The organism is Sapientia aquatica, from assembly GCF_004358105.1.
Taxonomy (GTDB): Bacteria; Pseudomonadota; Gammaproteobacteria; order Burkholderiales; family Burkholderiaceae_D; genus Solimicrobium; species Solimicrobium aquaticum.
In genome coordinates this window covers 276726-300639 of sequence record NZ_SMYL01000002.1, presented here as the reverse complement: position 1 = coordinate 300639, position 23914 = coordinate 276726, and the positions used below count along the sequence as shown (strand labels likewise).

Genomic DNA, 23914 nt, shown 5'->3' with positions numbered 1-23914 from the left:
TCAAGTGCACCCCGATTAATCAGCCAGTTCGCATCACGTCCTTGGGAGAAAACAAGTATGAGTAAAGCTTTACGATTATCTGAAAAATGGTTTCGCTTTGGCTTGTGGATAGTCGCGCTAGTATTCGCGTCGTTCTTAATTGGCTTGGGCAGCAACATTGTCCAGAATTTGCCGCTAGTTGAGCACCGCTATCAAATGAACGATTTTATTGATAAGCCGGCCGCGGCGCAAGCGCACGACACGCTCAATCATTTGCGTCAGCAAGAACGCGAACTCAATGACAATCTCGATCAAGCGCAACGTAAATATCAATCCGCGCAAGCCGATTCGGCCACCGCGCCTGAATCGTTTAATACATGGATCGCCACTCGTCACGCGACTGAATTGGCTTCCCAGGACAAGGATTTAATCACCCGCAATCAGCAGCTCGATAAGTTAAAAGTTACCGAGCGCATGAGCCTGTCTGAAGTGGAGAAATTGGGCGAACAACAGCGCAATCTGTCCGCACAAATCCAACAGGTACAAGGCCACATAAGCCAACTTGAGCAAGCGGCCCGCCAAGCTTTATCGGCCGAACAACATCTGCAAGAATTACGCGTCTTTGGCTACCGATTAGCGTTGACCTTGCCGTTATTGGTTTTGGCTGGGTGGTTGCTTGCTAAAAAGCGTCACAGTACCTATTGGCCATTCGTGTGTGGCTTTGTGCTATTTGCTGCCTTCACATTCTTTGTTGAATTGGTCCCGTACTTGCCGAGTTATGGCGGCTACGTGCGCTACACGGTTGGGATCATCATCACGGTATTGATCGGGCGCTATGCGATTGTGGCGCTCAACGCGTATTTGGAGCGTCAGAAATTGGTCGAGCAACTGCCCAACGAACAACGACGCGAGGAGCTAAGCTACGACGTGGCGTTATCGCGCTTAGCCAAGAGCGTCTGTCCGGGTTGCGAGCGCGCTTTAGATTTAAAAAATCCGGCCAACGATTATTGCGAACACTGCGGCATCTGTTTATTTGATCGTTGCGGCAAATGTTCCACACGTAAAAATGCCTTTACTAAATTCTGCCATTCTTGCGGAACAAGTTCGCATTCGGCGCTGGTCAAGCCAACCTGAAAATCGTTCGCGCTTATGCCAAATTTGCGAGCACAAAAAAAGGGCGTTCAACAATGAACGCCCTTTTTCACTGACAACTTAAACGGTTGAATTACTTCTTCGCTGTTTTTTCAAACTGCGCGTTTTGCTCATCCAACCAGACTTTCAACGGCGCGAAATAATCCAAAATCGCCGTCGCATCCATCTTATCTTCGCCAGTAATTGTTTTTAACGCTTCCGTCCAAGGTTTGCTGGAACCCATTTTCAGCATCGCTTGGAATTTCTCGCCCGCTTTTTTGTTTTCAAAAATCGAGCAGCGATTCAGCGGGCCGGTATAGCCAGCTTCTTTACACAAGGCGCGATGGAATTGGAATTGCAAAATATCGGCTAAGAAATAACGGGCATACGGCGTATCGGACGCGACGTGGAATTTGGCCCCTGCGTCAAACCCATTGGCTTCCATCGGTGCTGGGCGGCTAATACCTTGATACTGCTGACGCAATTCCCACCATGCTTTATCGTAATCAGCCGGCTTTACTTTGCCAGAATAGACTTCCCAGCGCCATTTATCGACTAGATAACCGAACGGCAAGAAGGCGACTTTTTCCAACGCTTTATTCAACAGCGTGCCGATTTCTTGCTCTTTGGTTGGCAAGGTGTCGCGCAGGCCGACTTTTTTCAAATACTCCGGCGTTACCGACAACGCGACCGTGTCACCAATGGCTTCGTGGAAACCGTCGTTAGCACCGTTGCGGAACATGGCATCCTTATCGCGGTAGGCCATGAAGTAATAGACGTGACCTAATTCGTGATGAATCGTGGTGAAGTCTTCGGCAGTTGGCGTGATACACATTTTGATCCGCACGTCAGTTTGAGTATCGATGTCCCAAGCAGATGCATGACACACCACTTCGCGGTCTTTGGGTTTAGTCAGCAATGAACGCTGCCAGAACGTAGCGGGTAATTTTTCCATGCCAAGGGAAGTATAAAAACGTTCCGCATAGCCGGTCATTTGCTCAGGCGTGACTTTGCGTTGCTCTAACACTTTGCTCAAATCGTAGGACGACGATAGTCCGGCTGGTTTTAAAATCGGATACAAATTATTCCAAGTTTGACTCCACATATTGCCGAATAAATGCGCCGGAATTGGGCCGGTGGAGGGCACTACTTTGTCGCCGTAGGTTTTTTGCAATTGATGGCGCGTGTAGGTATAGAGCGAATCGTAGAGCGGTTTAACTTGTTGCCAGAGACGTTCTGTTTCGGCTTCAAATTGCTCTGGCGTCATTTCATAATTTGAACGCCACAATGCGCCGGTGTCGGCAAAGCCCATTTGCACCGCACCTTTATTGGACAGCTCGACGTACTTAGCGTAATCGTCTTTGTAAGCCGGTGATTGGCTATGCCAGCCTAACCAAGTTTCTTTTAACTTGGCGGGGTCACGCGACGTTGCCATGATTTTTTCTAATTCACCTAATGGCAAGCAGCTCTTTGGATCGTCCTTTTTAAAGCAGTATTTTGCTTTGCCGTAGCTGCCCGACATCGACGCCGCGATACGCGCATAGGCCGCACGCTCAGTTGGATCGACCAACATCAAGGTCAACTGCATTTGCTGCAGTTTGCGCGCACTGGCCTCGCTCACTGGCACGCCATTAAAGCGCCGGGCTTGCAACGCTAAATCACCGGAAATGGTCAGCATTTGTTCGGCTTGTTCAGCGGTGATGGATTCGGTGTCGTCGGTGATGAAGTTTTCATAGACCCACTCAGCGCGCTGGGCACGGATACCGGCTTGTTCTAATTTAGCTTCGGCATCGTGGACAAATTGCTCGGCTTCGGCGGTGGTTGGTGCAGGTGCTGTTGGTGCAGCAGTTTGGGCCCAGCTTACTGGTGCGAATAGCACGCTGCAAGCGAGTACGAGAGGCTTTAATTTCATGTGGTGATCTCCTTGTTGAAATAAGGTTTATTTATTTTTGAAAACCGAGCAAGTTTAGCAAATCCCCATCCTGCTTTTCAGGGCAATTACGCGAGTAATTCAAAGACCATGATTAATTTTGCAAAACTCTATCGATGAGTGATTCTATTCATCCAAAGTGTGCGTGCAAAAAATATTACTTGGTCGAGTGATGTTTTTTTGATTTTGTGATGAATTACACACCACTAACCAAAAAACTGCGAATTAAGAGTATTAAAAACACAATTAAAGTCACTAAATAGTTCGCAAAATGCCCTATTTAGGGCATAGCCAAGCGCAATCGAGCTCGATATGCTTTGATAAGGAGCGTCCGATCAATTGGAGGTTATTGTGTTCACCAGAGAGCAGGCTGATTTGATTTCTCAACAACTACTAGAGGAAGCGAAGTCCACCTTCGCGCCCAAATCTATTGTCCCGCGCGAAAATAAATTAATCCCGCTGGTGGCAACCCAATTGTTGTTATTGAGCGTGGCGGTGCATTTTTATAATAACAAGCCACTGTGGGTGTACGGCTTACTCAGCTTCATTTTTGTCGCCATCCTCATCATCGGGGTATATCAATATCGCCACCCCTTAGTCGAAGTCAATTGGACCCACTTAACCTACTTTGGCTATTGGCCGTTCGCTAAAAATAGCCTGAGCGTCAAAGAGATAAAAACCGTAACTCTACTCACCAAAGCGAGCTTTTTTCACTCTGGTCGGCAACTCATCATCAGCCATATTAACGGTCAATTTAGCTTTTGGCTGCCTGAAATGTACGTCTTTTCTACCGCCGAATTAAACGAATTCTTGCGCACCAATTTCGACGGAAAATTTGTCGAAGACAGCTACTTCATCGATATTTTCAATAAAAATTAGCAGGTTTATTCGCCCCGATTTATACTCCGCTACTGAGTAACCGTAGCGGATTTTCCGTGCCCTTTTCCCTTCCACAGGACAGTCATGCTTATTACCACCACGGAAAACATTCCAGGCTACCGCGTCACCGAAGTCAAAGGCCAAGTCTTTGGCGTTGTCGTGCGCAGCCGCGGCTTAGCCGGCAATATCATGGCAGGCTTGCGCTCCCTTTTCGGTGGCGAAATTACCGAGTACACCTCCCTGCTGGAACAAGCACGCCGCCACGCAGTAGATCGCATGGTGAAAAACACCCACGTCATGGGCGGCAATGCCATCGTGATGATGCGCTTTGATTCATCCGAAATCGGCCAAACCATGAGTGAAATTGTGGCCTACGGCACCGCCGTCGTGATCGAAAAAATCTAATGCTACGCAACGCTGTTTTAATCATTGCCATCTTGATGACCAAGATTGGTTTTATTTGTGTCCTGATCGGCTACAGCCAATTACTGCCGACCGCCATTTGGGGCGCATTGCTGCTGATCGCGGTCTTGTTCGAGCGTTGGCGCTATGAGCAATCTGGCGGCGCAAATGTGGGTAACTGGGATAAAACCGAGGAACGTTTTATTGATCCAGAAACGGGAAAATTAAAACAAGTTTTATACCAAGAAAATACGGGCGAGCGGCGCTATGTGGATAGCGACGAAAAATCGACGCACTCAACATAAAAAAATGGGCTGATTCTAATCAGCCCATTTTTGCATCAAGCATCTAACTCAAACTGGTAATAATGTCGGCGCGCGATTTTGCAGAATGTCTTGCATGCGGACTTCAACGCCTTTTAAGGTATGCGGATGGGTCAAAATATAAAACTGCTTGTTCTTCACTGCATCCACTGTCGCACGCGCGACTTCCTCGGGGCTAATGCCAGATTGCACCGCTTTCATCACCGCCATATTGGTTTTTACACTGACTTTATCGAGCTTAGTCATGTCGGTGCGATCTTGGGAAGCACGATTGCGCTCGGACTCAGCGATCCGCGTATTGACCCAACCCGGACAGAGAACAGATACACCAATGTTTGCCCCACGCAGCGTTAAATCGTGGTGCAATCCTTCGGATAAAGTCACTACACCAAATTTGGTGACGTTATAGGTCGATAACGAAGGCACAGAAATTAAACCCGCAATCGACGCGGTATTGACGATGTGGCCTTCTTCGCCGCTGGCTAACATGCGCGGGATAAATGCGCGTAAAGCATGGGTTACGCCATACAAATTAATTCCCATGACCCATTCCCAGTCTTTCTCGGTCGCTTCCCACGCGCTTTTGCCAACCGCAACGCCAGCATTATTAATCAGCAAATTAACCTTGCCGAATTTAGCAAAAGCCGCATCGGCTAGAGTCTCAACTTGCGCCGATTGCGCCACATCCGTTTTTACGCCAATCACTTCCACACCGCTGGCAGCCAGTTCAGCTACCGTTTCGGCTAACTTGCCCTCGTTAATATCGGCTAAAACTAACTTCATGCCTTGTGCCGCCAGCGCAGCGGCTAATGCCTTACCTATGCCTTCGGCCCCACCAGTAATGACCGCAACTTTATTCGTTAAATTATCCATTTTTATTATCCTAAGTAAGTCTATGTTGAACAACGATTAGCGGTAACTAATCAGAGATTTGTCGGCTTTAATTTCTAGATGCGGCACGGCATTTATCGCAGCCACGCGCAAGTCGCCATCGGTATGAATCAGCTTACTGACACTGCTATTGAGCATCACACTCAACAAACCCATGATATGCGAATCCGGCACAGCCATTATTTGTTGACACAGCACCGTGATTGGTCCAGCCGAGGTAAATACGATGGTATTTTTGCGTGGTTCCGAATGAAATTCAGGTGATTGAAATAAGCTAATTGCATTCCCAATTCGATGCTTGAAACTAGCCCAACTCTCGGCGTAATCGGCATCGTGCGCACCGCTCATCCAGCGGGCAAAGGCCTCGGCAAACATTTGCTCAAACACGGCACGCGGGCGCGCTTGGGTGGCTAAAAATTCCATTAATTTGCCCGGCGCCGCCAAGTCAGGACGACTTACTTTTAACACTTGTTCGTGATCGAACTCATTTAAATTTGCGTCCAACTCCCAGTGATTCGCATTTAAATAATCGGGCGAACCAAAGCCTTCGACGAAGGCTTGTGCGCTTTGGCGATGTCTATGCATGCCACCCAAAATAATGCGTTCGACCGGTTGCTGCGTTTGGTGCATCCATTGACCTAACAAATAACATTGGCGCATGCCTAAGTCCGAGAGTTGATCGTAGTTGGCGGACCCAAAACTAGCTTGCCCGTGCCGAACTAAATGTATTAATGCCATTATTTTCCTATCAAAATAACGAGTAGTGCTATCAAAGCTGGAATGCCTTGCACAAATAAAATCGTGCGTTTTACCGTCGCGCCACCGAAAGCCGCTGCGACCAAAACGCAACCCAAAAAGAAATACTGTAATTGCAGCGCAAAATGCGGATCAGGATGAATCAAACTCCACAACAAACCGGCCGCCAAAAAGCCATTGTATAAGCCTTGATTGGCAGCCAGCGCTTTGGAGTCTTGTGCAAATTGTTCGCTTAGACCAAAGGTTTTTCTGCCTTTGGGTGTCGTCCACAAAAACATTTCTAGCACTAGAAAATAGCTGTGTTCTAACGCCACCAGTCCGACCAAAACGGCAATTGCTAAGTTCATCTTATTTCCCTTGGGAGTGATTATTAATTAGCGCTAAACAGCGTTGTTGCAAATAGTTGGTGATCGTGACGAAACCAGCGAACTGCGGATTCTTGGTTTGACCATGATGATAACGGTAATAGATTTGTTGAATGATGATTGCTAAACGGAATAAACCAAAGATCACATAAAAATCGCTATTGCTTATTTCAAAACCCATTTTCTCGGTGTAATAGGCCATGACTTCGGTGCGCGACAACATGCCAGGCAAATGCGTAGGCTGGCGGCGCATGGACAAGAAAATCGGATCATCGTCGCTTTGCGCCCAATATGCCAAGGTATTTCCTAAATCCATGAGCGGATCACCCAAGGTCGCCATTTCCCAATCCAATACACCGATAACTTCCAGCGGATTATCGGGGTTGAGCACCACGTTATCAAAGCGGAAGTCGTTGTGGATTAGGCAGGTGGCGGCGTCTTGGGCTGGTTGATGTTGCTGCAACCACGCGACGACTTCGGAAAAATCGGCCGAGTTATCGGTTTTAGCTTGCGCCGAACGTTCAGCCCAACCGCTCACTTGGCGTTGCACGTAACCCGCGCCCTTGCCGAGATTTTGTAATCCAGCAGCTTGGTAATCAATCTGATGCAGCTCGATTAATTTGTCGATCACGTTCAGGCATAAGGTGCGCGTTTGTTCTTCGCTCAGGGTTAAACCTTTGGGCAAATTCTTGCGTGGAATAATGCCGTGGATGCGCTCCATTACATAGAAATCACAATCGGCCACGTTGCTGTCTTCGCAAATCGCCAGCACCTTCGGAACGTACTGATACACCGGATGCAGCGCTTGCATCAATTTGGCCTCGCGCACCATGTCGTGAGCGGATTTCGCTTTGTGTCCGAATGGCGGGCGGCGCAGAATTAACTCACCGTCAGGGTATTTCAACAGGTAAGTCAGATTGGATGCGCCATCGGGGAATTGGGTTAATTCGGGTGTGCCAGAAAGCGGAATTCCAGCGTCGGTTAAAAAAGCGCTGATTCGGTCTAGCGGTAATTCTTCGCCCGGGCGCACAGCACGCGCTTGATCGAGTAAATCCATTGTTGTCTCCTACTGTTTATGAGCGGTGCGCGTGATGACACCGATTAGTTGAATATGGACGGCAAACCAGTGCATCAATGCGCCGACTTTTTATACTGTTTCAATTCCAACTTCGCAATCATGGCGCGATGCACTTCGTCCGGCCCGTCGGCTAAACGCAAAATACGCGCATTGGCAAACATGGAGGCCAACGGCGTATCGGCACCCACCCCAGCGCCACCGTGCATTTGTATCGCTTGATCGATGACGGTTTGGGCCACATTGGGTGCAACAACTTTGATTTGTGCGATCTCGCTCATGGCGGCTTTCACGCCGACTGTGTCAATCATCCATGCCGCTTTTAACGTCAATAAACGCGCTTGTTCAATGGCGATGCGCGCATTGGCGATGATGTCGGGATTGCCGCCCAATTCGGCGATGGGCTTGCCGAAAGCGACCCGACTGAGTGCACGTTGGCACATTAATTCCAAAGCGCGTTCTGCCGCACCGATCGCGCGCATGCAATGATGAATTCGTCCTGGCCCCAAGCGGCCTTGGGCAATTTCAAACCCGCGTCCTGCACCCGCAATAATGCTACTGATTGGCAGGCGCACATTGGTAAAGCTCACTTCGCCGTGACCATATGGTTCATCTTGGTCACCAAAGACCGACAACATGCGTTCGATCTTAACGCCTGGTGTGTCCATCGGAACCAGAACCATGGAATGGCGCAGGTGTTTAGGCGCGGTTGGACTGATGTCGGACAAACCCATAAAGATCACCACGCGGCAATCAGGGTGCCCGATGCCGGTGCTCCACCATTTCACGCCGTTGAGCACGACTTCATCGCCTTCAACCAATGCGGTGGCTTGCATATTGGTCGCGTCGGACGATGCGACATCCGGTTCGGTCATGCAAAATGCGGAGCGAATTTCGGCATTCAATAAGGGTTGCAACCAGCGCTGTTTTTGCTCGGCTGAGCCGTATTTAATTAACACTTCCATATTGCCGGTATCGGGCGCGTTGCAGTTGAATACTTCGGGCGCGATAAAGGAGCGGCCCATGATTTCGGCCAGCGGCGCGTAATCGGCATTGCTTAAACCTTGACCAAATTCAGCGCCATGATCGCCTTTGGCTAGAAATAAATTCCATAAACCTTCAGCACGCGCTTTGGCTTTTAACGCGACCATGATCGGCGGCACTGTCCACGGGCGCTCGCCACGTTTGAGCTGGCTGAAATAAATACTTTCAGCCGGAATGACGTGTTCGTCCATAAATTGCTGCAAGCGATGAATATAGGATTGGGCGGTATCAGAGAAGGCGAAATGCATGGTGAACTCCTGAAGATGAAACAAATAAGCGCCTATTCTAGCGAGCATCTAAAAATCAATCCAATGCATAGTATGAATCCTATATAATTCATTTCATGCATATTAGCCGAATTGATTTAAACCTATTTGTGGTGTTCGACGCGATTTACAGCGAGGGCAATATTACTCGCGCCGCCAAAGCCATGAATCTCAGCCAACCCGCACTCAGCCACGCGCTGGGGCGCTTGCGCGAGCTATTTAATGATCCGCTCTTTCAACGTATGGGCAGCCAAATGGTGCCCACGCCGTTGGCGCATAGCTTAATTGGCCAAATACGAACCGCATTGCAAACCTTGGACATCAGCGTCAACAACAGCCGGCGCTTTGATCCGACGCTAAACACGCGCCAATTTACGCTGGGATTTCGGGATGTATTGGAAAGTACAACGCTGCCTAAATTACTCAACACGTTGCACGCCTGCGCGCCCGATATTCAACTCGCCAGCGTACAAGCCGAGCGGCGTGAATTGGAAGCGGAATTAATGTCTGGCTCGATTGATCTGGCAGTCGATGTGTTACTACCTTTTCCGACCAGCATCCGACGGCGCTTAATTGCGCGCGATAGCATGGTGGTCGTTGCACGCAAGGGCCATCCCGGCATCAACAAAAAGCTTACGCTGGCTAATTACCTAAAACAAAATCACGTGCTGGTTTCTTCCCGACGCAGTGGCCCGGGGCTCGAAGATTTGGAATTAGCCCGCCAAGGACATCAGCGCCATATTGGTTTGCGCTGCCAACATTATTTTGCCGCCAGCTTGGTTGTTTCCGAATCCGACTTACTTCTCACCATGCCCGGCCACTATGCCCAAGTCGCCAATCGCCATTTAGATAATCAGATTTTGCCCTTACCGATCAAAATGCCGCCTTTTGATATTTATTTGTACTGGCATGAGAATGCAGAAAACGATCCAGCCAATTGCTGGCTGCGCGAGTTGCTGATGCAGTGTTTTAACGAAATCAATTAACTAATTTATATTTTATTACTGGCGAGCGGCTTTTCGAACCGACAATACTCATCACAGCGCTTACATATCGCATCGCCTAAGGTAAAATCACCAATTCATTTTAATTTTGGACGTTTTGTCTAGATTGCCTACAACATGAGCAACGAAATCAGTTCAGCACCAAGTTCCAACTTTTTACGCGCCATTATTGAAGCCGATTTGGCTGCAGGTACGCATACCCGCCCCGGCTTACCTAGCGTTATTACCCGTTTTCCGCCTGAGCCTAACGGATATTTACACATTGGCCACGCCAAGTCGATCTGCCTCAACTTTGGCTTAGCACGCGATTACGCTGGCCGCTGCCACCTGCGCTTTGACGACACCAATCCAGAAAAAGAAGATCAAGAATACGTCGATACCATTATGGATTCGGTGCGTTGGTTGGGTTTTGATTGGGCGGTGAGCCAAGGCGACAGCAATGTCGAGCATTTACATTACGCCAGCGATTATTTTGATCAGTTATACGCCATGGCGGAATATTTAATCCAAGCTGGTTACGCCTACGTGGATAGCCAAAGTGCTGAAGAAATGGCCGCCAATCGCGGTAACTTCGGCGAACCCGGCAAAAATTCGCCTTTCCGCAATCGCCCGATCGAAGAATCGTTAGACTTATTCCGCCGCATGAAAGCCGGTGAATTCGCCGACGGCGTGCATATTTTGCGCGCCAAAATCAGCGAAGATGCGATGTCGTCCCCCAACATGAATATGCGCGACCCAGCGATTTATCGCATCCGTCACGCGCATCATCATCGCACTGGCGACGCTTGGTGCATCTACCCAATGTACGATTACACCCATCCACTATCGGATGCGATTGAACAAATCACCCATTCAATTTGTACCTTGGAATTCCAAGATCACCGTCCGTTTTACGACTGGGTGGTTGAACGCTGCGCTGAAGGTGGCTTCTTTCAACAACCGGTTCCGCATCAATTTGAATTCGCCCGTTTAAATCTGACTTATGTGGTCACCAGCAAACGCAAACTGCGCCAATTGGTGGAAAACGGCACCGTCACTGGCTGGGATGATCCGCGTTTGCCAACCATCGTTGGTATTCGTCGGCGCGGTTATACGCCCGAGTCCATCCAATTATTCTGCGAACGCATCGGCGTCACACGCTCGGACGGATGGATTGATTACAGCACCTTAGAAGGTTGCTTGCGCGAAGATTTAGATCCAAAAGCGCCACGCACGGTTGCGGTATTGCGCCCATTAAAACTCATCATTGACAACTTCGCCGAAAACGAAAGCATCGACTGCACCGCGCCAGTTCATCCACATCATCCTGAACGCGGCAATCGTGAGTTCAAAATCAGCCGTGAATTATGGATTGAAGCCGACGACTTTATGGAAGTGCCGACCAAAGGTTACTTCCGTCTATTCCCCGGCAATAAAGTGCGTCTGCGCTATGGGTTTGTGGTGGAATGCACTGGTTGCGATAAAGACGAAAATGGCAATGTGATCGCGGTGCATTGCAACTACTTCCCAGACAGTAAGAGCGGCACAGAAGGCAGCGCCAATTACAAAGTGAAGGGCAATATTCACTGGGTTAGCGCAGCGCATGCCATTCCGACGGAAGTACGCTTATACGATCGCTTGTTTACCGATGCTAATCCAGATGCGGGTGGCAAGGACTTTATGACCTTACTCAATCCGAACGCATTGGAAGTGGTAACCGCGTATTTAGAAGCAGGGATTGAAACCGCGCAACCGGACGATAAATTCCAGTTTGAGCGTCACGGCTATTTTGTCGCGGATCGCGTGGATTCCTTGCCCGGCAAGCCTGTATTTAATCGCGTGACGACGCTTAAAGACAGTTGGGGCAAGTAAGCGGCGGTAAGTTGAGGTAAGTTTTACAACACCACTTAAAGCGCAAAAAGGGCATCTTAATCGATGCCCTTTTCACTCAATAACAGCTTATAAACCTCGTTGCCAGTTAGTTTGCGAACTCCGCTGGCAAGTAAGACTTATCCCAATATCAAGCCGCCATTGAAAATGCGTTGATTGCAAAATTTGGCAAAACGTGCGGTTGTGTTGCGCGCACTGGTTTTTTGACTGCTTTCGGAGGATTCATTAAAGAAGCGATACGCTTTTCTAACGCTTTCTCTTGCGTGCTCAACACAAAGTGAGCTGGACGCTGAGTCTGAACGATGCTCCAACGAGCTACCGGCGCATTGCCTGAATGATTTAACAAGTTACGTTCTACTAACCATTTTTCGAACGAACGAGTTGGTAAATTGCTTTCGATCCAGATTAAGTTATCCGATGTCGGTGCTTTACCATTATTGCTACGTACTAAAATTTCGTAAATCATGATATTTATCTCTATTTAGGAATCTCTTTACTAGCAACTTCCTGGCAAGGATTCTTTGGTTGATGTGGGTACGACTAGAAACGCAGCAAATCAATATTGAGTTGACAGACTTTTGATAAATTTTTGGATTATTTTTAGATTTTTTTTATAAAAGTCGGCGTTTTAGATATAAACAAAACAAAATTCATACAATCCCGACAACTCAAATAGCAGTTATTTAACCAAAAATATTTTTAAGACAAGACATAAAGCTCCGTATGCGCGATACCACACCGACCAATTCCACCGATTTAACGCAGCGCGCCAATCAACACATTAGCGATACGCTAACAATCGCACTCCAACACGACGCAAAGCAGCGCGCGATTGTGGTGTTTGATCAACGTTGCGAGTTAGCCGTGATTCTTGCCGCCGCCTATCAACACTGCCTACCTGATGCGCGATTTATCGATTTTGATCAAGTTACGCCCGACGCCGTGTTAGCTGAGTTCGCGCAATTGCAACCGTCCGATTTAGTGGTGCTCATCCAATCAACCAACTTCCGCTTGGACGCCTATCGCATTCGGGTTGAATTATTCAAACAACATGTCAAAGTTATCGAGCATCCGCATTTAGCCCGCATGAGCGACGAACAAATCTCCTTTTACATCGACGCATTGGCCTACGATCCGAATTACTTCCGCACCGTTGGTCGCGCATTAAAAGCCCGCATCGATCAGGCACAGTGCGGCGAAGTCGATACCGGACATGGCGCTAAATTGCATTTTGCCAGTCCATTTGAATCGGCCAAACTCAACATCGGCGACTACAGCGACATGACTAATGTGGGCGGGCAATTTCCAATTGGTGAAGTGTTCACCGAAGCGCAAGACTTAGAAGCGGTGCATGGCAAAGTGCGGATTTTTATCTTTGGCGACACCAGCTTCACCGTCAACAAACCCGAGCAAGCGATTACGCTCATCGTCGAAAAAGGCCGTGTCGTTGATGTTGAAAACTCCACGCCTGAGTTTGATTTGGTATTGCAAAAAATACGCGCTGACGAAGGCGAAGTCTGGCTGCGCGAATTAGGTTTCGGCATGAACCGCGCCTTTAGCGTTGATCGGACCGTCAACGACATTGGCACATATGAACGCATGTGCGGAATTCATCTGTCGCTCGGCGCAAAACATGGCGTATACACCAAACCACAGATCCGCCGCGCTGAAGCCCGATACCACGTTGATGTATTTGCTGCGACTGAAACGGTCAGCCTCGATAATGAAGTCATTTATCGCGATGGCGCTTGGCAGGTGGAATGTTAATTCGCGCTGTAATTTTTTGTAAAAGCGACTTTCAGCGGCAAAGCTAAACCCTCGCTACAATGCGACATTGTTGTGACCAAGCACGCTGCTTAGCGTCACATTTTATTGTCGCTGTATTTTCAAACAAGGCCGCCATGATCACCGTTCATCATCTCAATAATTCCCGCTCGCAACGCATACTTTGGCTGTTAGAAGAGTTGGAATTGGATTATCAAATTGTGCGCTACCAGCGCGATCCGGTAACACGGCTTGCACCGCCAGAATTAAAAGCAATTCATCCTCTCGGAAAGTCGCCCGTCATTAGCGATGGCGATTTTGTGATCGCCGAATCAGCCGCCATTATTGAATATCTGGTCCAAACTTACGGCCAAGGACAACTCACGCCACCGCCCGCGACCCAAGCGTATTTCCGTTATTTGGAATGGCTGCATTTTGCCGAGGGCTCAGCGATGTTGCCGTTTTTATTGGCGCTCTACACCAGTCGTTTGGGCGAAGCCGCCGCGCCGCTGCAACCACGTATTAGCAGCGAAATCACTAATTTCTTGAGCTATTTAGATAATGCCTTGGAGGGTAAAAACTTTTTACTCGGTGACCAGTTAACAGCGGCTGATGTGCAAAATAGTTTTGTCGCAGAGATTGCACAAGCACGCGGCTTGCTCGGCAACTATCCCAACGTCGCGCGTTATGCGCAAACTTTGCAAGCGCGACCAGCCTACCAGCGCGCATTAGAAAAAGGTGGGGAATATAAATTAGGCGCGTAGTTAAAGTTCACTCCAAAAGCACTGCCAAAAAAAGAGTTGGTTGACTTTTACATCAACCAACTCCGCTATTTCTGCTGCATCAGCATCAGTGCATCATTGATTCAACCACGACAATTGTGAGGGTCTTGTCACAATACGATTGTCACGCGCAGCAGGACGATGCAAGGTCAAACCCGATTCGATCGCTTGCAAGGATTTCTTAGCGCGTTGCGGCGTGGTCGTTGCCGGACAAGTTCCATTTGCGCGGTATTGCAGAGCCGCCGCTAATCGCGCTTCGGTTGGATCGCCTAACTGCTTAGTAAAGTCATCGGCCACAGCGCAACCTGGTAAATTATTTGCTGCCGTTCCAGTGCCTGCTGGAATAAATCCATCCGCATAATCACCGAAACCAGCATGATTGACGCCTTTGAACTGAATCGTAAAATAGGTCGTGCTGCAATTGTCCTGCGGATAGAAGCCATACGGTTTGCCGCAAGTCGTTGATCCAATTTGCACCACTTTTACACCAGCGCCAATCAAACCATTCATCACAGCTTCACTCGCCGAACAGGTGCCCGAGCCAGTTAAGACATACACCGTGGATAAACCTAACTGCGGCAATGGTTGTCCCGACGTTGTAGACAATCCTTGGGTCGTGCTCAAGAAAGGAACGATGGTTTGAGCGGTAGTTAAGCTAAACGGATTTTTATCGTTAAAGGTATCTTGCTCAAAAATTTTACCGGCGGTATTAGTCGGGCCAGCAATCATATAGGCCAGTTCGCTGGCGATACTTAAATAACCGCCACCGTTGTAGCGAATATCGAGCACTAAGTCGGTAATACCTGCGCCGTTATTGGCTGCTTTGAGTTGGTTAACCGCCGCGATCAATTCGCTCTCAGCGGTGGCGATGTGATCGTTAAACAAAATATAGCCAACGTTAGAATTCGGAGCTGGCAACGTTGCAACGTTTTGGACTGGGGTCAGGGTAACAGTACCCGCCGTCATCGTGACTGTGCGCGGCGTTGTGCTGCCTTGATCTAAAACCGAAAAGGTATAGGATTTGCCCGCAACCGGACTAAATAAACCCTCATTTAAGGTCGCAACATCAGAACCGTTCACCACATCAACGCCATTGACGGTCAAAAATTGCGCGCCGCGTCCCAAATTGTTTTGAGCCGCTACGGTGTTAGGAGACGTGTATGCAATCACAGCTTTACGCGGTGGTGACGAAGCCAATAACGTCACATCAAATCCGAATCCGCCTTGATTGCCAGCGCTTGATAAGGCTTGCCACTCGGTCGTCTTGTAGGTGAAGTGAAATTGATCTTTCGGCTTGCCGGACGCAGTAAAGGCGCTCGTGCGTTGACTATTAAAGTAGGCTTCATCGACGTCATAATTGGTCGCCAAAGTTTTAGTCGTGTGTGAATTATTCGATGGATTAATGTAGGGCACAGTTGCGCCTATCGTATAAGGCGCTGAGCTTACTACCGGCACTTCTGAGTACCACAAATAACTTTGATTCACAAAGGCCGCAATCCAGGCCATTTCATCAAACAAAGTGCCTTGAACATCGCCATACGGTTTATTCGTATCGGGATTAATCGTGCCACTCGCACGCGGTGCAGCACAATGTTCTGGCGCACTCGTCGCAACCGGTGTGGTCGAGGGCGGAGTTACCAGCGAAACAGAACTACTCGATCCACCGCCGCCTCCGCCTCCGCAAGCGGCCAACATGGCGAGCACTAAAAATGAGGTTAGTTTTTTCAATTTCTTTCCTTTAAATATCAACCACAGAGATTTAACAATTCGGCCTATCGATTTCTATTAACTTATTATTGCCGAACAGCAATAATAATGAAAGATTCGATGCTTGGCTATGCCCTATTTAGGGCATTACACAACTATGTGGTTCAGGCGCTACAGAGGAATTGTCGGGTACCGAGGCGCGCTTCAGCGCATTTCATCGACGATGTGCAAGGCATCATCAAATACCCAAATCTGCCGAATATCGATCACGTCATATTTACGCGCCAAGCTCGGCGGAAAGGCGCTGTAAGGCGCGTTGACCAGTGCAATTCGTCGTACCGCTTCATCCATTTCGGGTCGCCCGCTGGAGCGCAAAATTGTCACGCTTTCTACGCTGCCATCGCTGCGTACTGAGACCGTCACAATCGGATCGGTGTACATGTGATCTTTGGCCGATTGCGAATAATTCAGCGGACCATTGCGTTCGACTTTTTGACGCCAACTTTGGATGTATAAATTCAAGCCTACGTCGATATTTTTACTGCCAAAAATTGAACGCCTAGCACTGTTGGCTGACGGGGCTTTAGGCGTCGGTAAATTGGCGCTGGAAGCCGATTTTAATGACTCACCATTTTTATCAAAATCAAAGCTGCGACCGGATAATAATTTATCCATATCAGGCTTGGCATTACCGAAATTAGCGCCTTGCGAAGCGCTGCCCGCGCCCATTAAATCGTCGATTCCATTGCCTTGTTGTCTGGCGTTAGCTTGGGCTTGTACTTGTGCTCTCGCTCGTTCATCGGCTTGTGCTTGCTCAGCGGCTCGTTGCGCGGCCTGGCGCAATTCACTCTCGCGCTGAGCTTTGGCTTGCGCCGCTAATTGCTCAGCTAATTGCGCTTGGCGGATTCGCTGTTCTTGCTCTAGTCGATTTTTCTCTGCTAAATTTTTTTCCGCTAGATTTTTCTCCACTAACTCGCGCTCCAATTGCTCTCTCTTTAATTGCTCGGCGATTTGTTGCTGACGCTGCTGCTCTCTTTGTTGCAGCTCTCGTTGTTGCTGTTCTTTTTGCAGTTGCTCTTTCTGCTGTTCCGCTTTTAATTTTTCCAACTGCAATTGATCCGCACGCTCTTTTTCTATCCGCGCGGTTTCAGCCAATCTGCGCTGCTCCGCTTCTTGAGCAGCGCGGATTGCCAAGGCTTGTTGCTCTTTTTCACGGGCCTTTTGTTTCTCTTGCTCCTGTAGCTTTTCCTTTTCTATTTGCGCCAGCTGCTCTTGTTTTAATTTTTGGGCGGCATCTTTTGCACGTTGCTTGACCAGTTCTTCTTGTTTAAGTTTTTCAGCCAATTCATCAGCTGCGCGTTGGGCCACGAGTTGTGCTAAACGTTGCTGCTCCAGTTCAGCGTGCTGCCGAGCGCGCAGTTCTTGTTGCTGTTTTTCTTGCTGTTGCTTTTCCTGCTGCTTTTGCTGCGCTGCTAGCGCCTCCGCTTGACGCTGCGCTTGCAACATTTCTTGCTCGTGTTGTTTGGTGAGTTGCTCCTTTAATTTTGCCTCAGCTTGCATTTGCTCGGACTTCGCTTGTTCCGCTTTTGCCAAGGCCAATTTTTCAAATGCCAATCGATCTTGCTCGGCTTTTTCTTGGGCTAATTTTTCTAGATCAGCAATAGCAGGCGCAACTTCATCCACTTTGCTTTCAGGCGCAAGATCGGCCATCGCTTTCGGTTCGTCCGTTTTTTCCTCAGCGATCAAGGTGCCAAGTTCTGCTTGCTCGGCGCTAGTCACTTTAAAATCCGGCTCCTTTTTTGTTACGGCGGTGATTAATTTTGGTTTGCTTTTATGTTGCTTGGGACGCGCAACAGGAGCCGGAACTTCTGCCGGAACCGGTGCAGGCAAGTCAACCAAATCAAATTCTGCTTTGGCTAATTCAGTCGCTGGTTTAATTGCGGAAGGCAGATTTGCTGGTGTTGGTTCTGGAGTGGGCGAAGTTGTGGGCGAAGTTGCGAGCGCCATTGCAGGTGGCGGAATTGGAATTGGCGCGTTACTGGGGGCAGGATATATGACTGGATTTTGTAACTTGAGATGCAGTTCTGGCAGCTTGGCGCGACGATCTCCGAGCGATAAATCAAAGCCCGGCAAACCTTCACCGTACTCACCTAATTTCACCATCAAAATCAACAGGTGAAACACCACGGACAGCACAACCGCAAGCGTCAATCTTGCGGTCGCGTTATCAGAATGACGCCACCATTGTTGTAACGATGAAATCCAGCTAGTCATTGTTGGACCAACACAATCAATTTACCTCGATAGGGACGAGAAGGAGTCGGGAATTATCGCATAGGCGCTCAGCCCGAAGTGTGTGCGACGTTGTTGCTGACTGAAATTTTTTTATCTTTTGTCATGGATTCGTCATTTACCGACTTAGCACCGTCATTGGCCGAATTTGGCATGACAAGCTATTTCGGCGCAGATATTGTGATCTCACTTTCACTGATAGGAGTAAAACATGAATACCGAAACTCAACTGTCTAAGTCTTCCATGCTGTGTTCCGATGAATCACCACTGACCAAATCCCGCCAACGCATCACCATTGGGATTGCCCTAACCGGCGTAGGATTGGTTTTTTTATTTGAGCGCTTGGGCTATATCGAATCCCAAGCGATGGCGCATTATTGGCCTTTGGTATTTGCGCTATTTGGCTTCGAAAAAATCGTTTTTTCGGAATCAAACTATCGCAAACTCAATGGGCTGTTCGAAATAGCTGCTAGCTTTTGGGTTTTCGCTTGCTTGGAACATCTCTGGGGCTGGACATTTCAAGTTAGTTGGCCGATTATTTTGATCATTTTTGGCTTGTGCAAAATTAGTTCTGCATTAATTAAGGACAGCGATACCAAGGGAAGTGCATCATGAGAAAAAATCGTCGATTCAATAACTGCAACAACGGCCCGCAAAACCGACTCATCATCGGTGCGTTTATCGTCATCGTGGGCGTATTGTCCCTAATTCAGAATTTAGGTTTATTTGACACCGGCCAAATTTTGACGTTTTGGCCCGTCATTTTCATCTGTCTTGGGATACTAAAAATTACTCAGTCGCGCCATGGATCGGGTTTCTTTGTTGGTAGTGTTTTCCTCACCGTAGGTTCTCTACTGACCTTACAAAATATGGGATTGATCGTCTTCCACTGGCGCGAATGGTGGCCAGTATTTCTCATTGGCGCAGGAGTTGCTTATATTTTTAAGGGCATCAATCAAAATGCCGTTATCGATAACAACAGTCCAAACTACGCCAACGATGTGTTAGGTAATAGCAACGCGGCAACGAGCACGTCGGATTTCGTGGATATTACGGCGTTGATGAGCTCAACGAAATCAAGTCACTCTTCTGTTCGTTTTCAAGGCGGTGAACTCACCGCCATCATGGGCAGTATCGAACTCGATTTACGCACAGCCTCATTTGAAAACGAAGTGGTAATTAACGCTACGACAGTTTTTGGCTCGATTGAAATTTTGATTCCTAATGATTGGTTCGTTGTCATCAACGGGGTTCCCATCATGGGGGGAATGCAAGACGAAAGCGTGCCGCCACTAAACTCGACTAAGCGTTTAGTGGTGACCGGTGCAGCAATTATGGGTAGCGTAGAAATTAAAAACTAAGCTCCCTTTCACTAATCGATCTAGTTCACTGACTGCGCTAACCCATGCACCCACTGATTTCGGATAAAAGAAAACTAGCAAGCACCATTCTCGTCTGGCTGTTGCTTGGAGTGTTAACTGCAAAATTTATGGTGCTCGCAAATTTGGCGGTCTGGGAAACTGCCCTGCAGTTTTCCTTACCTGTGGTGGTGGTTTTTGGATTTATCGCGTGTTCGGCGTTTTATGTTTGCAGAGCGTTACCGATCAATAAGCGGCGCGTGATTCCCACCATCATTGTGTTTATCCTTGCCTCTGTTTTTGCCGGCGGTATTTGGTTAGCGCTGTGTTTGGGCTGGAGCAGTCTGGCCTCAACCATGGGTTGGTGGTCGATTCAGCTCTCTGAGCACACCAATACATTATTGTTTTCAGCGGGATTTTGCTGTTACTTAATTTCGCTTCTGTTGCATGACGTGTTAATTGCGGGCGATAACGTGCGTAAGGCTGAACTTAACGCCGCCATATCGAGCATTGTGGCTCGCGAAGCGGAGTTGCAGATGCTACGCGCACAAATCAATCCGCATTTTCTATTTAATAGCCTTAATTCGATCAGCGCATTAACGACTATTGATGGCGCGGCGGCGCGTGCGATGACGATTTCTCTCGCGCAGTTCTTTCGTCAAAGCTTAGCCTTATCGACCCAAGAAACTATTCCACTGAATCAGGAAGTCGCGTTATGCACGAGCTTTTTAGAAGTGGAAAAAACACGCTTTGGCAGTAAGTTACAGCACGAGTTTTCTATTGAGGAAATAGCGCAAACTGCACTGATTCCGCCCATGCTGTTACAACCATTAATTGAAAACGCCATAAAGCATGGAATTCGCGATCTATCCGATGGTGGCGTGATTAAAGTCGATGTCTTTACGCGCGATAAATGGCTGCACATCGCCATTCGCAATCCCTGTGAACACACCCCGAGCAATGCCATCGGTAATGGTTTGGGCCTGACTAACATCAAGCAACGCTTAATCAATATTTACGCTAACCAGGCGCGCATACGCTGGGATAAAACAAGTAGTGATTTCGTCGTCGAAATCACGCTTCCCTTGCACTATGAAGCGCAACCTCTTGAGGCTACATCATGAACGTCATCATAATTGACGATGAATTGTTGGCACGTCGCTTAACGCGCGAATACTTATCCCATCATGCCGACATCAACATCATTGGCGAATGCGAAAATGGCCTGCAAGCCGTGACTGCCATTGCTGAGCTCAACCCAGATTTAATTTTCTTGGATATTCACATGCCCAAAATGTCAGGGCTAGAAGTGTTGGATGTGACGGGTCGCAAGAGCGGTGTGATCTTTACCACCGCCTACGACGAATACGCCTTAAAAGCCTTTGAATTACACGCGGTCGATTATTTGCTCAAACCGTTTTCGCAAGAGCGTTTCGATGCGGCGTTAAACCAAGCGCGTCACTTGCTAAGCTTGGGGCAGCAACCAACCAGCGCGCAAAGCAGCAACATCGACCAGCTGATTCGGCATCAACAAATCGATAGAATTGCGATTCGTGATCGCGGCCAAATGCATTTTATTGCGATCGACAAAATTGATTACATCGAAGCGCAAGACGATTACATCATGATTCATAGCGAAGGCAAATCGATCTTGAAAACGCAAGCGTTGAGCGATATTGAAACCCAATTAGATCCGCAAAAATTCATCCGCATTCATCGCTCCTATGTCATCAATTTGGCGCAATTAAATCGGATTGAACGGGTAACGAAAGATAGCGTGCTGGCAATTTTAAATGGCGGCAAACAATTGCCGATCAGCCGTTCTGGTTATGAACGGCTGAAACCCTTATTTAATAATTCGACTGCGCATTAACAGACGTTAATAAAACCATTACTTGGGCGCAAAATTTCATCCTAGTTTGTTCCGTTTTGCCACGTTTCACTGATCAGTAAAACAACTAAGTTGCAGGCAAAACATCTTATTACCCAAAACCGCCGCCCCCCGCAAATATATTTTGAACCCATCCCACCGAATCAAGAGTCCCCATAGGATAATAGAGGGCTGAATTAAGAATGACTGCGCCAACCATAAGTTAGCGCTAATTTTTTCACTTTTTTTGGAAGTAACGCATTTTGAATACCAAACGATCCAAGCGCTGGAATGGCGATGTAAAAAACCTCACTGCTGATTACCTAAAAAACGTAATCGAAAAAATGCAGGCTTACGGCGCAAGCGCCCAATTCTCTAAAAATGGCACTGTTGAAGGACCCAATTACCAAGTCATTAATGAGTCCGGTAAAAAAATGGCGTTCGACAGCAGCAACTTGCTGATTCAACCAGATGATAACGAATTCCTCGGCACGACTTTTTCGCCAATTTATTCGCTCGAGCAAGTGCAAGATTTATTAGCCAAGATCAACTCACCCGTCGTCAAAGTCGCGGCAACCCGCGCACGTCGCGCTGCTGGCACCGTGGGCAGCACCTCCACGCCGCGTGGTGGTTCTGCTCTAGCAAAAGCCAAAGAAGCAATCGCGATTCAAAAGTACGAATACTACAAAACTCACCGCGCCACATTGCCGTCCGACATCCGTGAACATTCGGAAGAAATTACTCGCATGATGGAAAAAGGTATGTCGGCTGAGGATGCTTTTGCCGAAGCGATCAAGCTGTGTTTTGATCACTAAGTAGAATTAATCTGAATAAAAAAAAGGGTGGCATTGAAGTTCAATGTCACCCTTTTTTAATGCAAGCAAATCAGCCGATTTAGGCTAATACCGCCGCCATCGCATTGGCTGTTGCTTCGACGTTGCGGCTGTTCAAACCAGCGACGCACATGCGCCCCGAACGCAAAATATACACGCCAAATTCTTCCTTCAAACGATCGCATTGCTCAGGGCTTAAGCCTGTGTAGCTAAACATACCGCGTTGGGTTAAGAAGTAACTGACATCGCGACCTGGCAATTTAGCGCTTAATACATCAAACAATTTTTTACGCATTAATTGAATCCGATCGCGCATCGCTACCACTTCCGCTTCCCACATGGCGCGCAATTCTGGATCGGTCAATACGCGCGCAACCAACTGTCCACCATGCATAGGCGGGTTGGAATAGTTACGACGCACATTGGCTTTTAATTGACCCAACACATTGACTGCTTGCCCTGCGTCAGGACACACAATAGTCAAAGCACCGCAGCGCTCGCCGTATAAACTCATGCTCTTGGAAAACGAATTAGCGACCAAGAAGCTGATGCCCGAATCCGCAAACAGGCGCACCGCAAACGCATCTTCGGCAATGCTTGCACCATAACCTTGGTAGGCCAAATCGAGGAAAGGAATTAATTCACGTTCTTGCAAAACCGGTAGCAGTTGCTGCCATTGCGCGTCGGTCAAATCAACGCCAGTTGGATTGTGACAGCAAGCATGCAACAGAACGACACTGTGTTTTTCGGCCTTAGACAAGGCTTGCAACATTGCGTCAAAACGCAAGCCGCCGGTGGCTGCATCGTAGTAAGGATAGGTTTGTACGGTTAAGCCAGAACCTTCGAATACAGCACGATGATTGTCCCAAGTTGGGTCGCTGACCAAAATGGTTGTATTCGGAAAATAACGCTTTATAAAATCAGCGCCAACCTTTAAACCACCACTTGAACCGACAGTTTGAATCGTTACTACGCGACCGGCTTTAAGCGCGGCGTGTTCGGCGCCGAACAATAAATGCTGGACAGCGGTACGAAAATTGGCTGCGCCTTCCATCGGTAAATAAGGGCGCGCGCCCGCTTCGGCGACGACTTTTAATTCTGCGGCACGTACTGAAGGCAGCATCGGGATTTTGGCGTCGTCGTCAAAATAAATACCGATAGATAAGTTGATTTTATCGGTGCGTGGATCTTTGCCAAACGCTTCATTCAAGGACAAAATCGGGTCGCCAGCATACGGTTCTACATGGTGAAACATAACAATCTCCAGTTCAAAAAGCCAAGGCAGCATGTTACACCACAATGATTTATTGCCCAAAGATTGAGCGGGGAATTTTGCTTTTGGTGCATGAGAATGACTTGGCGGACTGAAAAACATAATTTTTAGATATGATTT

Annotated in this window: 23 protein-coding genes; 13 read left to right on the top strand and 10 right to left on the bottom strand. The window is 48.1% G+C overall.

The window, feature by feature from the left end; translation table 11 throughout:
* The first annotated feature begins 57 nt into the window (after positions 1–57).
* Positions 58–1113, top strand: coding sequence for a zinc ribbon domain-containing protein (locus E2I14_RS05450; RefSeq protein WP_133326234.1), 1056 nt, complete (start codon positions 58–60; stop codon positions 1111–1113).
* A gap of 91 nt (positions 1114–1204) precedes the next feature.
* Here the strand turns inward: E2I14_RS05450 and E2I14_RS05445 are convergent, their stop codons facing one another.
* Positions 1205–3022 (bottom strand): M2 family metallopeptidase, encoded by a 1818-nt coding sequence (locus E2I14_RS05445; RefSeq protein WP_133326232.1) that lies wholly within the window; start codon positions 3020–3022, stop codon positions 1205–1207.
* A 369-nt stretch (positions 3023–3391) separates the two neighbouring features.
* On the opposite strand from E2I14_RS05445, the gene E2I14_RS05440 reads away from it, so the two are divergent.
* From E2I14_RS05440 to E2I14_RS05430, 3 genes are all read left to right on the top strand, one after another.
* A complete protein-coding gene (locus tag E2I14_RS05440) occupies positions 3392–3919 on the top strand; it encodes a hypothetical protein (protein ID WP_133326230.1) in 528 nt (175 codons plus the stop codon).
* A gap of 84 nt (positions 3920–4003) precedes the next feature.
* Positions 4004–4324 carry a YbjQ family protein gene (locus tag E2I14_RS05435; RefSeq protein WP_133326228.1) on the top strand — a complete coding sequence of 107 codons (321 nt, stop codon included), beginning with the start codon at positions 4004–4006 and terminating at the stop codon, positions 4322–4324.
* On the top strand, positions 4324–4626 hold the full coding sequence (locus E2I14_RS05430) for a hypothetical protein (protein ID WP_133326226.1): 303 nt from the start codon (positions 4324–4326) through the stop codon (positions 4624–4626). Before E2I14_RS05435 ends, E2I14_RS05430 begins: the two co-directional genes overlap by 1 nt.
* 48 nt (positions 4627–4674) lie before the next feature.
* Here the strand turns inward: E2I14_RS05430 and E2I14_RS05425 are convergent, their stop codons facing one another.
* The 5 genes from E2I14_RS05425 to E2I14_RS05405 form a co-directional block, all read right to left on the bottom strand.
* Positions 4675–5517 (bottom strand): SDR family NAD(P)-dependent oxidoreductase, encoded by an 843-nt coding sequence (locus E2I14_RS05425; RefSeq protein WP_133326224.1) that lies wholly within the window; start codon positions 5515–5517, stop codon positions 4675–4677.
* 36 nt (positions 5518–5553) lie between these two features.
* Positions 5554–6273, bottom strand: coding sequence for a histidine phosphatase family protein (locus tag E2I14_RS05420; RefSeq protein WP_133326222.1), 720 nt, complete (start codon positions 6271–6273; stop codon positions 5554–5556).
* Positions 6273–6638, bottom strand: a complete 366-nt coding sequence (locus tag E2I14_RS05415) for a DUF1304 domain-containing protein (RefSeq protein ID WP_133326220.1) — start codon at positions 6636–6638, stop codon at positions 6273–6275. Before E2I14_RS05415 ends, E2I14_RS05420 begins: the two co-directional genes overlap by 1 nt.
* A 1-nt stretch (position 6639) precedes the next feature.
* Positions 6640–7713 (bottom strand): phosphotransferase family protein, encoded by a 1074-nt coding sequence (locus E2I14_RS05410; protein WP_133326218.1) that lies wholly within the window; start codon positions 7711–7713, stop codon positions 6640–6642.
* A 74-nt stretch (positions 7714–7787) separates the two neighbouring features.
* Entirely contained in the window at positions 7788–9023 is a 1236-nt protein-coding gene (locus tag E2I14_RS05405; protein WP_133326216.1) for an acyl-CoA dehydrogenase family protein, read from the bottom strand.
* A gap of 95 nt (positions 9024–9118) precedes the next feature.
* Here E2I14_RS05405 and E2I14_RS05400 point away from each other — a divergent pair, with 95 nt between their 5' ends.
* Positions 9119–10027, top strand: coding sequence for a LysR family transcriptional regulator (locus tag E2I14_RS05400; protein ID WP_133326214.1), 909 nt, complete (start codon positions 9119–9121; stop codon positions 10025–10027).
* Between the two features lie 135 nt (positions 10028–10162).
* Complete coding sequence (locus E2I14_RS05395) at positions 10163–11896, top strand: glutamine--tRNA ligase/YqeY domain fusion protein (protein ID WP_133326212.1); 1734 nt, start codon at positions 10163–10165, stop codon at positions 11894–11896.
* Positions 11897–12044: 148 nt separating this feature from the next.
* Here E2I14_RS05395 and E2I14_RS05390 read toward each other — a convergent pair whose 3' ends face one another.
* Positions 12045–12380 (bottom strand): hypothetical protein, encoded by a 336-nt coding sequence (locus E2I14_RS05390; RefSeq protein ID WP_133326210.1) that lies wholly within the window; start codon positions 12378–12380, stop codon positions 12045–12047.
* 257 nt (positions 12381–12637) lie between these two features.
* On the opposite strand from E2I14_RS05390, the gene E2I14_RS05385 reads away from it, so the two are divergent.
* Both E2I14_RS05385 and E2I14_RS05380 read left to right on the top strand, forming a co-directional pair.
* On the top strand, positions 12638–13681 hold the full coding sequence (locus E2I14_RS05385) for a M29 family metallopeptidase (RefSeq protein WP_133326208.1): 1044 nt from the start codon (positions 12638–12640) through the stop codon (positions 13679–13681).
* Between the two features lie 134 nt (positions 13682–13815).
* Entirely contained in the window at positions 13816–14442 is a 627-nt protein-coding gene (locus E2I14_RS05380) for a glutathione S-transferase family protein (RefSeq protein ID WP_133326206.1), read from the top strand.
* 93 nt (positions 14443–14535) lie between these two features.
* Here the strand turns inward: E2I14_RS05380 and E2I14_RS05375 are convergent, their stop codons facing one another.
* A complete protein-coding gene (locus tag E2I14_RS05375) occupies positions 14536–16188 on the bottom strand; it encodes a S41 family peptidase (protein WP_133326204.1) in 1653 nt (550 codons plus the stop codon).
* A 183-nt stretch (positions 16189–16371) separates the two neighbouring features.
* Entirely contained in the window at positions 16372–18441 is a 2070-nt protein-coding gene (locus tag E2I14_RS05370) for an energy transducer TonB (protein WP_133326202.1), read from the bottom strand.
* A 229-nt stretch (positions 18442–18670) separates the two neighbouring features.
* Here E2I14_RS05370 and E2I14_RS05365 point away from each other — a divergent pair, with 229 nt between their 5' ends.
* The 5 genes from E2I14_RS05365 (at position 18671) to E2I14_RS05345 (ending at position 22503) form a co-directional block, all read left to right on the top strand.
* On the top strand, positions 18671–19075 hold the full coding sequence (locus E2I14_RS05365; protein WP_133326193.1) for a LiaI-LiaF-like domain-containing protein: 405 nt from the start codon (positions 18671–18673) through the stop codon (positions 19073–19075).
* Positions 19072–19821: a LiaI-LiaF-like domain-containing protein gene (locus tag E2I14_RS05360; protein ID WP_133326191.1), complete on the top strand. Its 750-nt coding sequence runs from the start codon at positions 19072–19074 to the stop codon at positions 19819–19821. Before E2I14_RS05365 ends, E2I14_RS05360 begins: the two co-directional genes overlap by 4 nt.
* Before the next feature lie 128 nt (positions 19822–19949).
* A complete protein-coding gene (locus E2I14_RS05355) occupies positions 19950–20942 on the top strand; it encodes a sensor histidine kinase (protein WP_165967761.1) in 993 nt (330 codons plus the stop codon).
* Complete coding sequence (locus E2I14_RS05350) at positions 20939–21691, top strand: LytR/AlgR family response regulator transcription factor (protein ID WP_133326187.1); 753 nt, start codon at positions 20939–20941, stop codon at positions 21689–21691. Before E2I14_RS05355 ends, E2I14_RS05350 begins: the two co-directional genes overlap by 4 nt.
* 260 nt (positions 21692–21951) lie before the next feature.
* Complete coding sequence (locus tag E2I14_RS05345; protein ID WP_133326185.1) at positions 21952–22503, top strand: hypothetical protein; 552 nt, start codon at positions 21952–21954, stop codon at positions 22501–22503.
* 79 nt (positions 22504–22582) lie between these two features.
* Here the strand turns inward: E2I14_RS05345 and E2I14_RS05340 are convergent, their stop codons facing one another.
* Positions 22583–23776, bottom strand: coding sequence for an amino acid aminotransferase (locus E2I14_RS05340; protein ID WP_133326183.1), 1194 nt, complete (start codon positions 23774–23776; stop codon positions 22583–22585).
* Between the last annotated feature and the right edge of the window lie 138 nt (positions 23777–23914).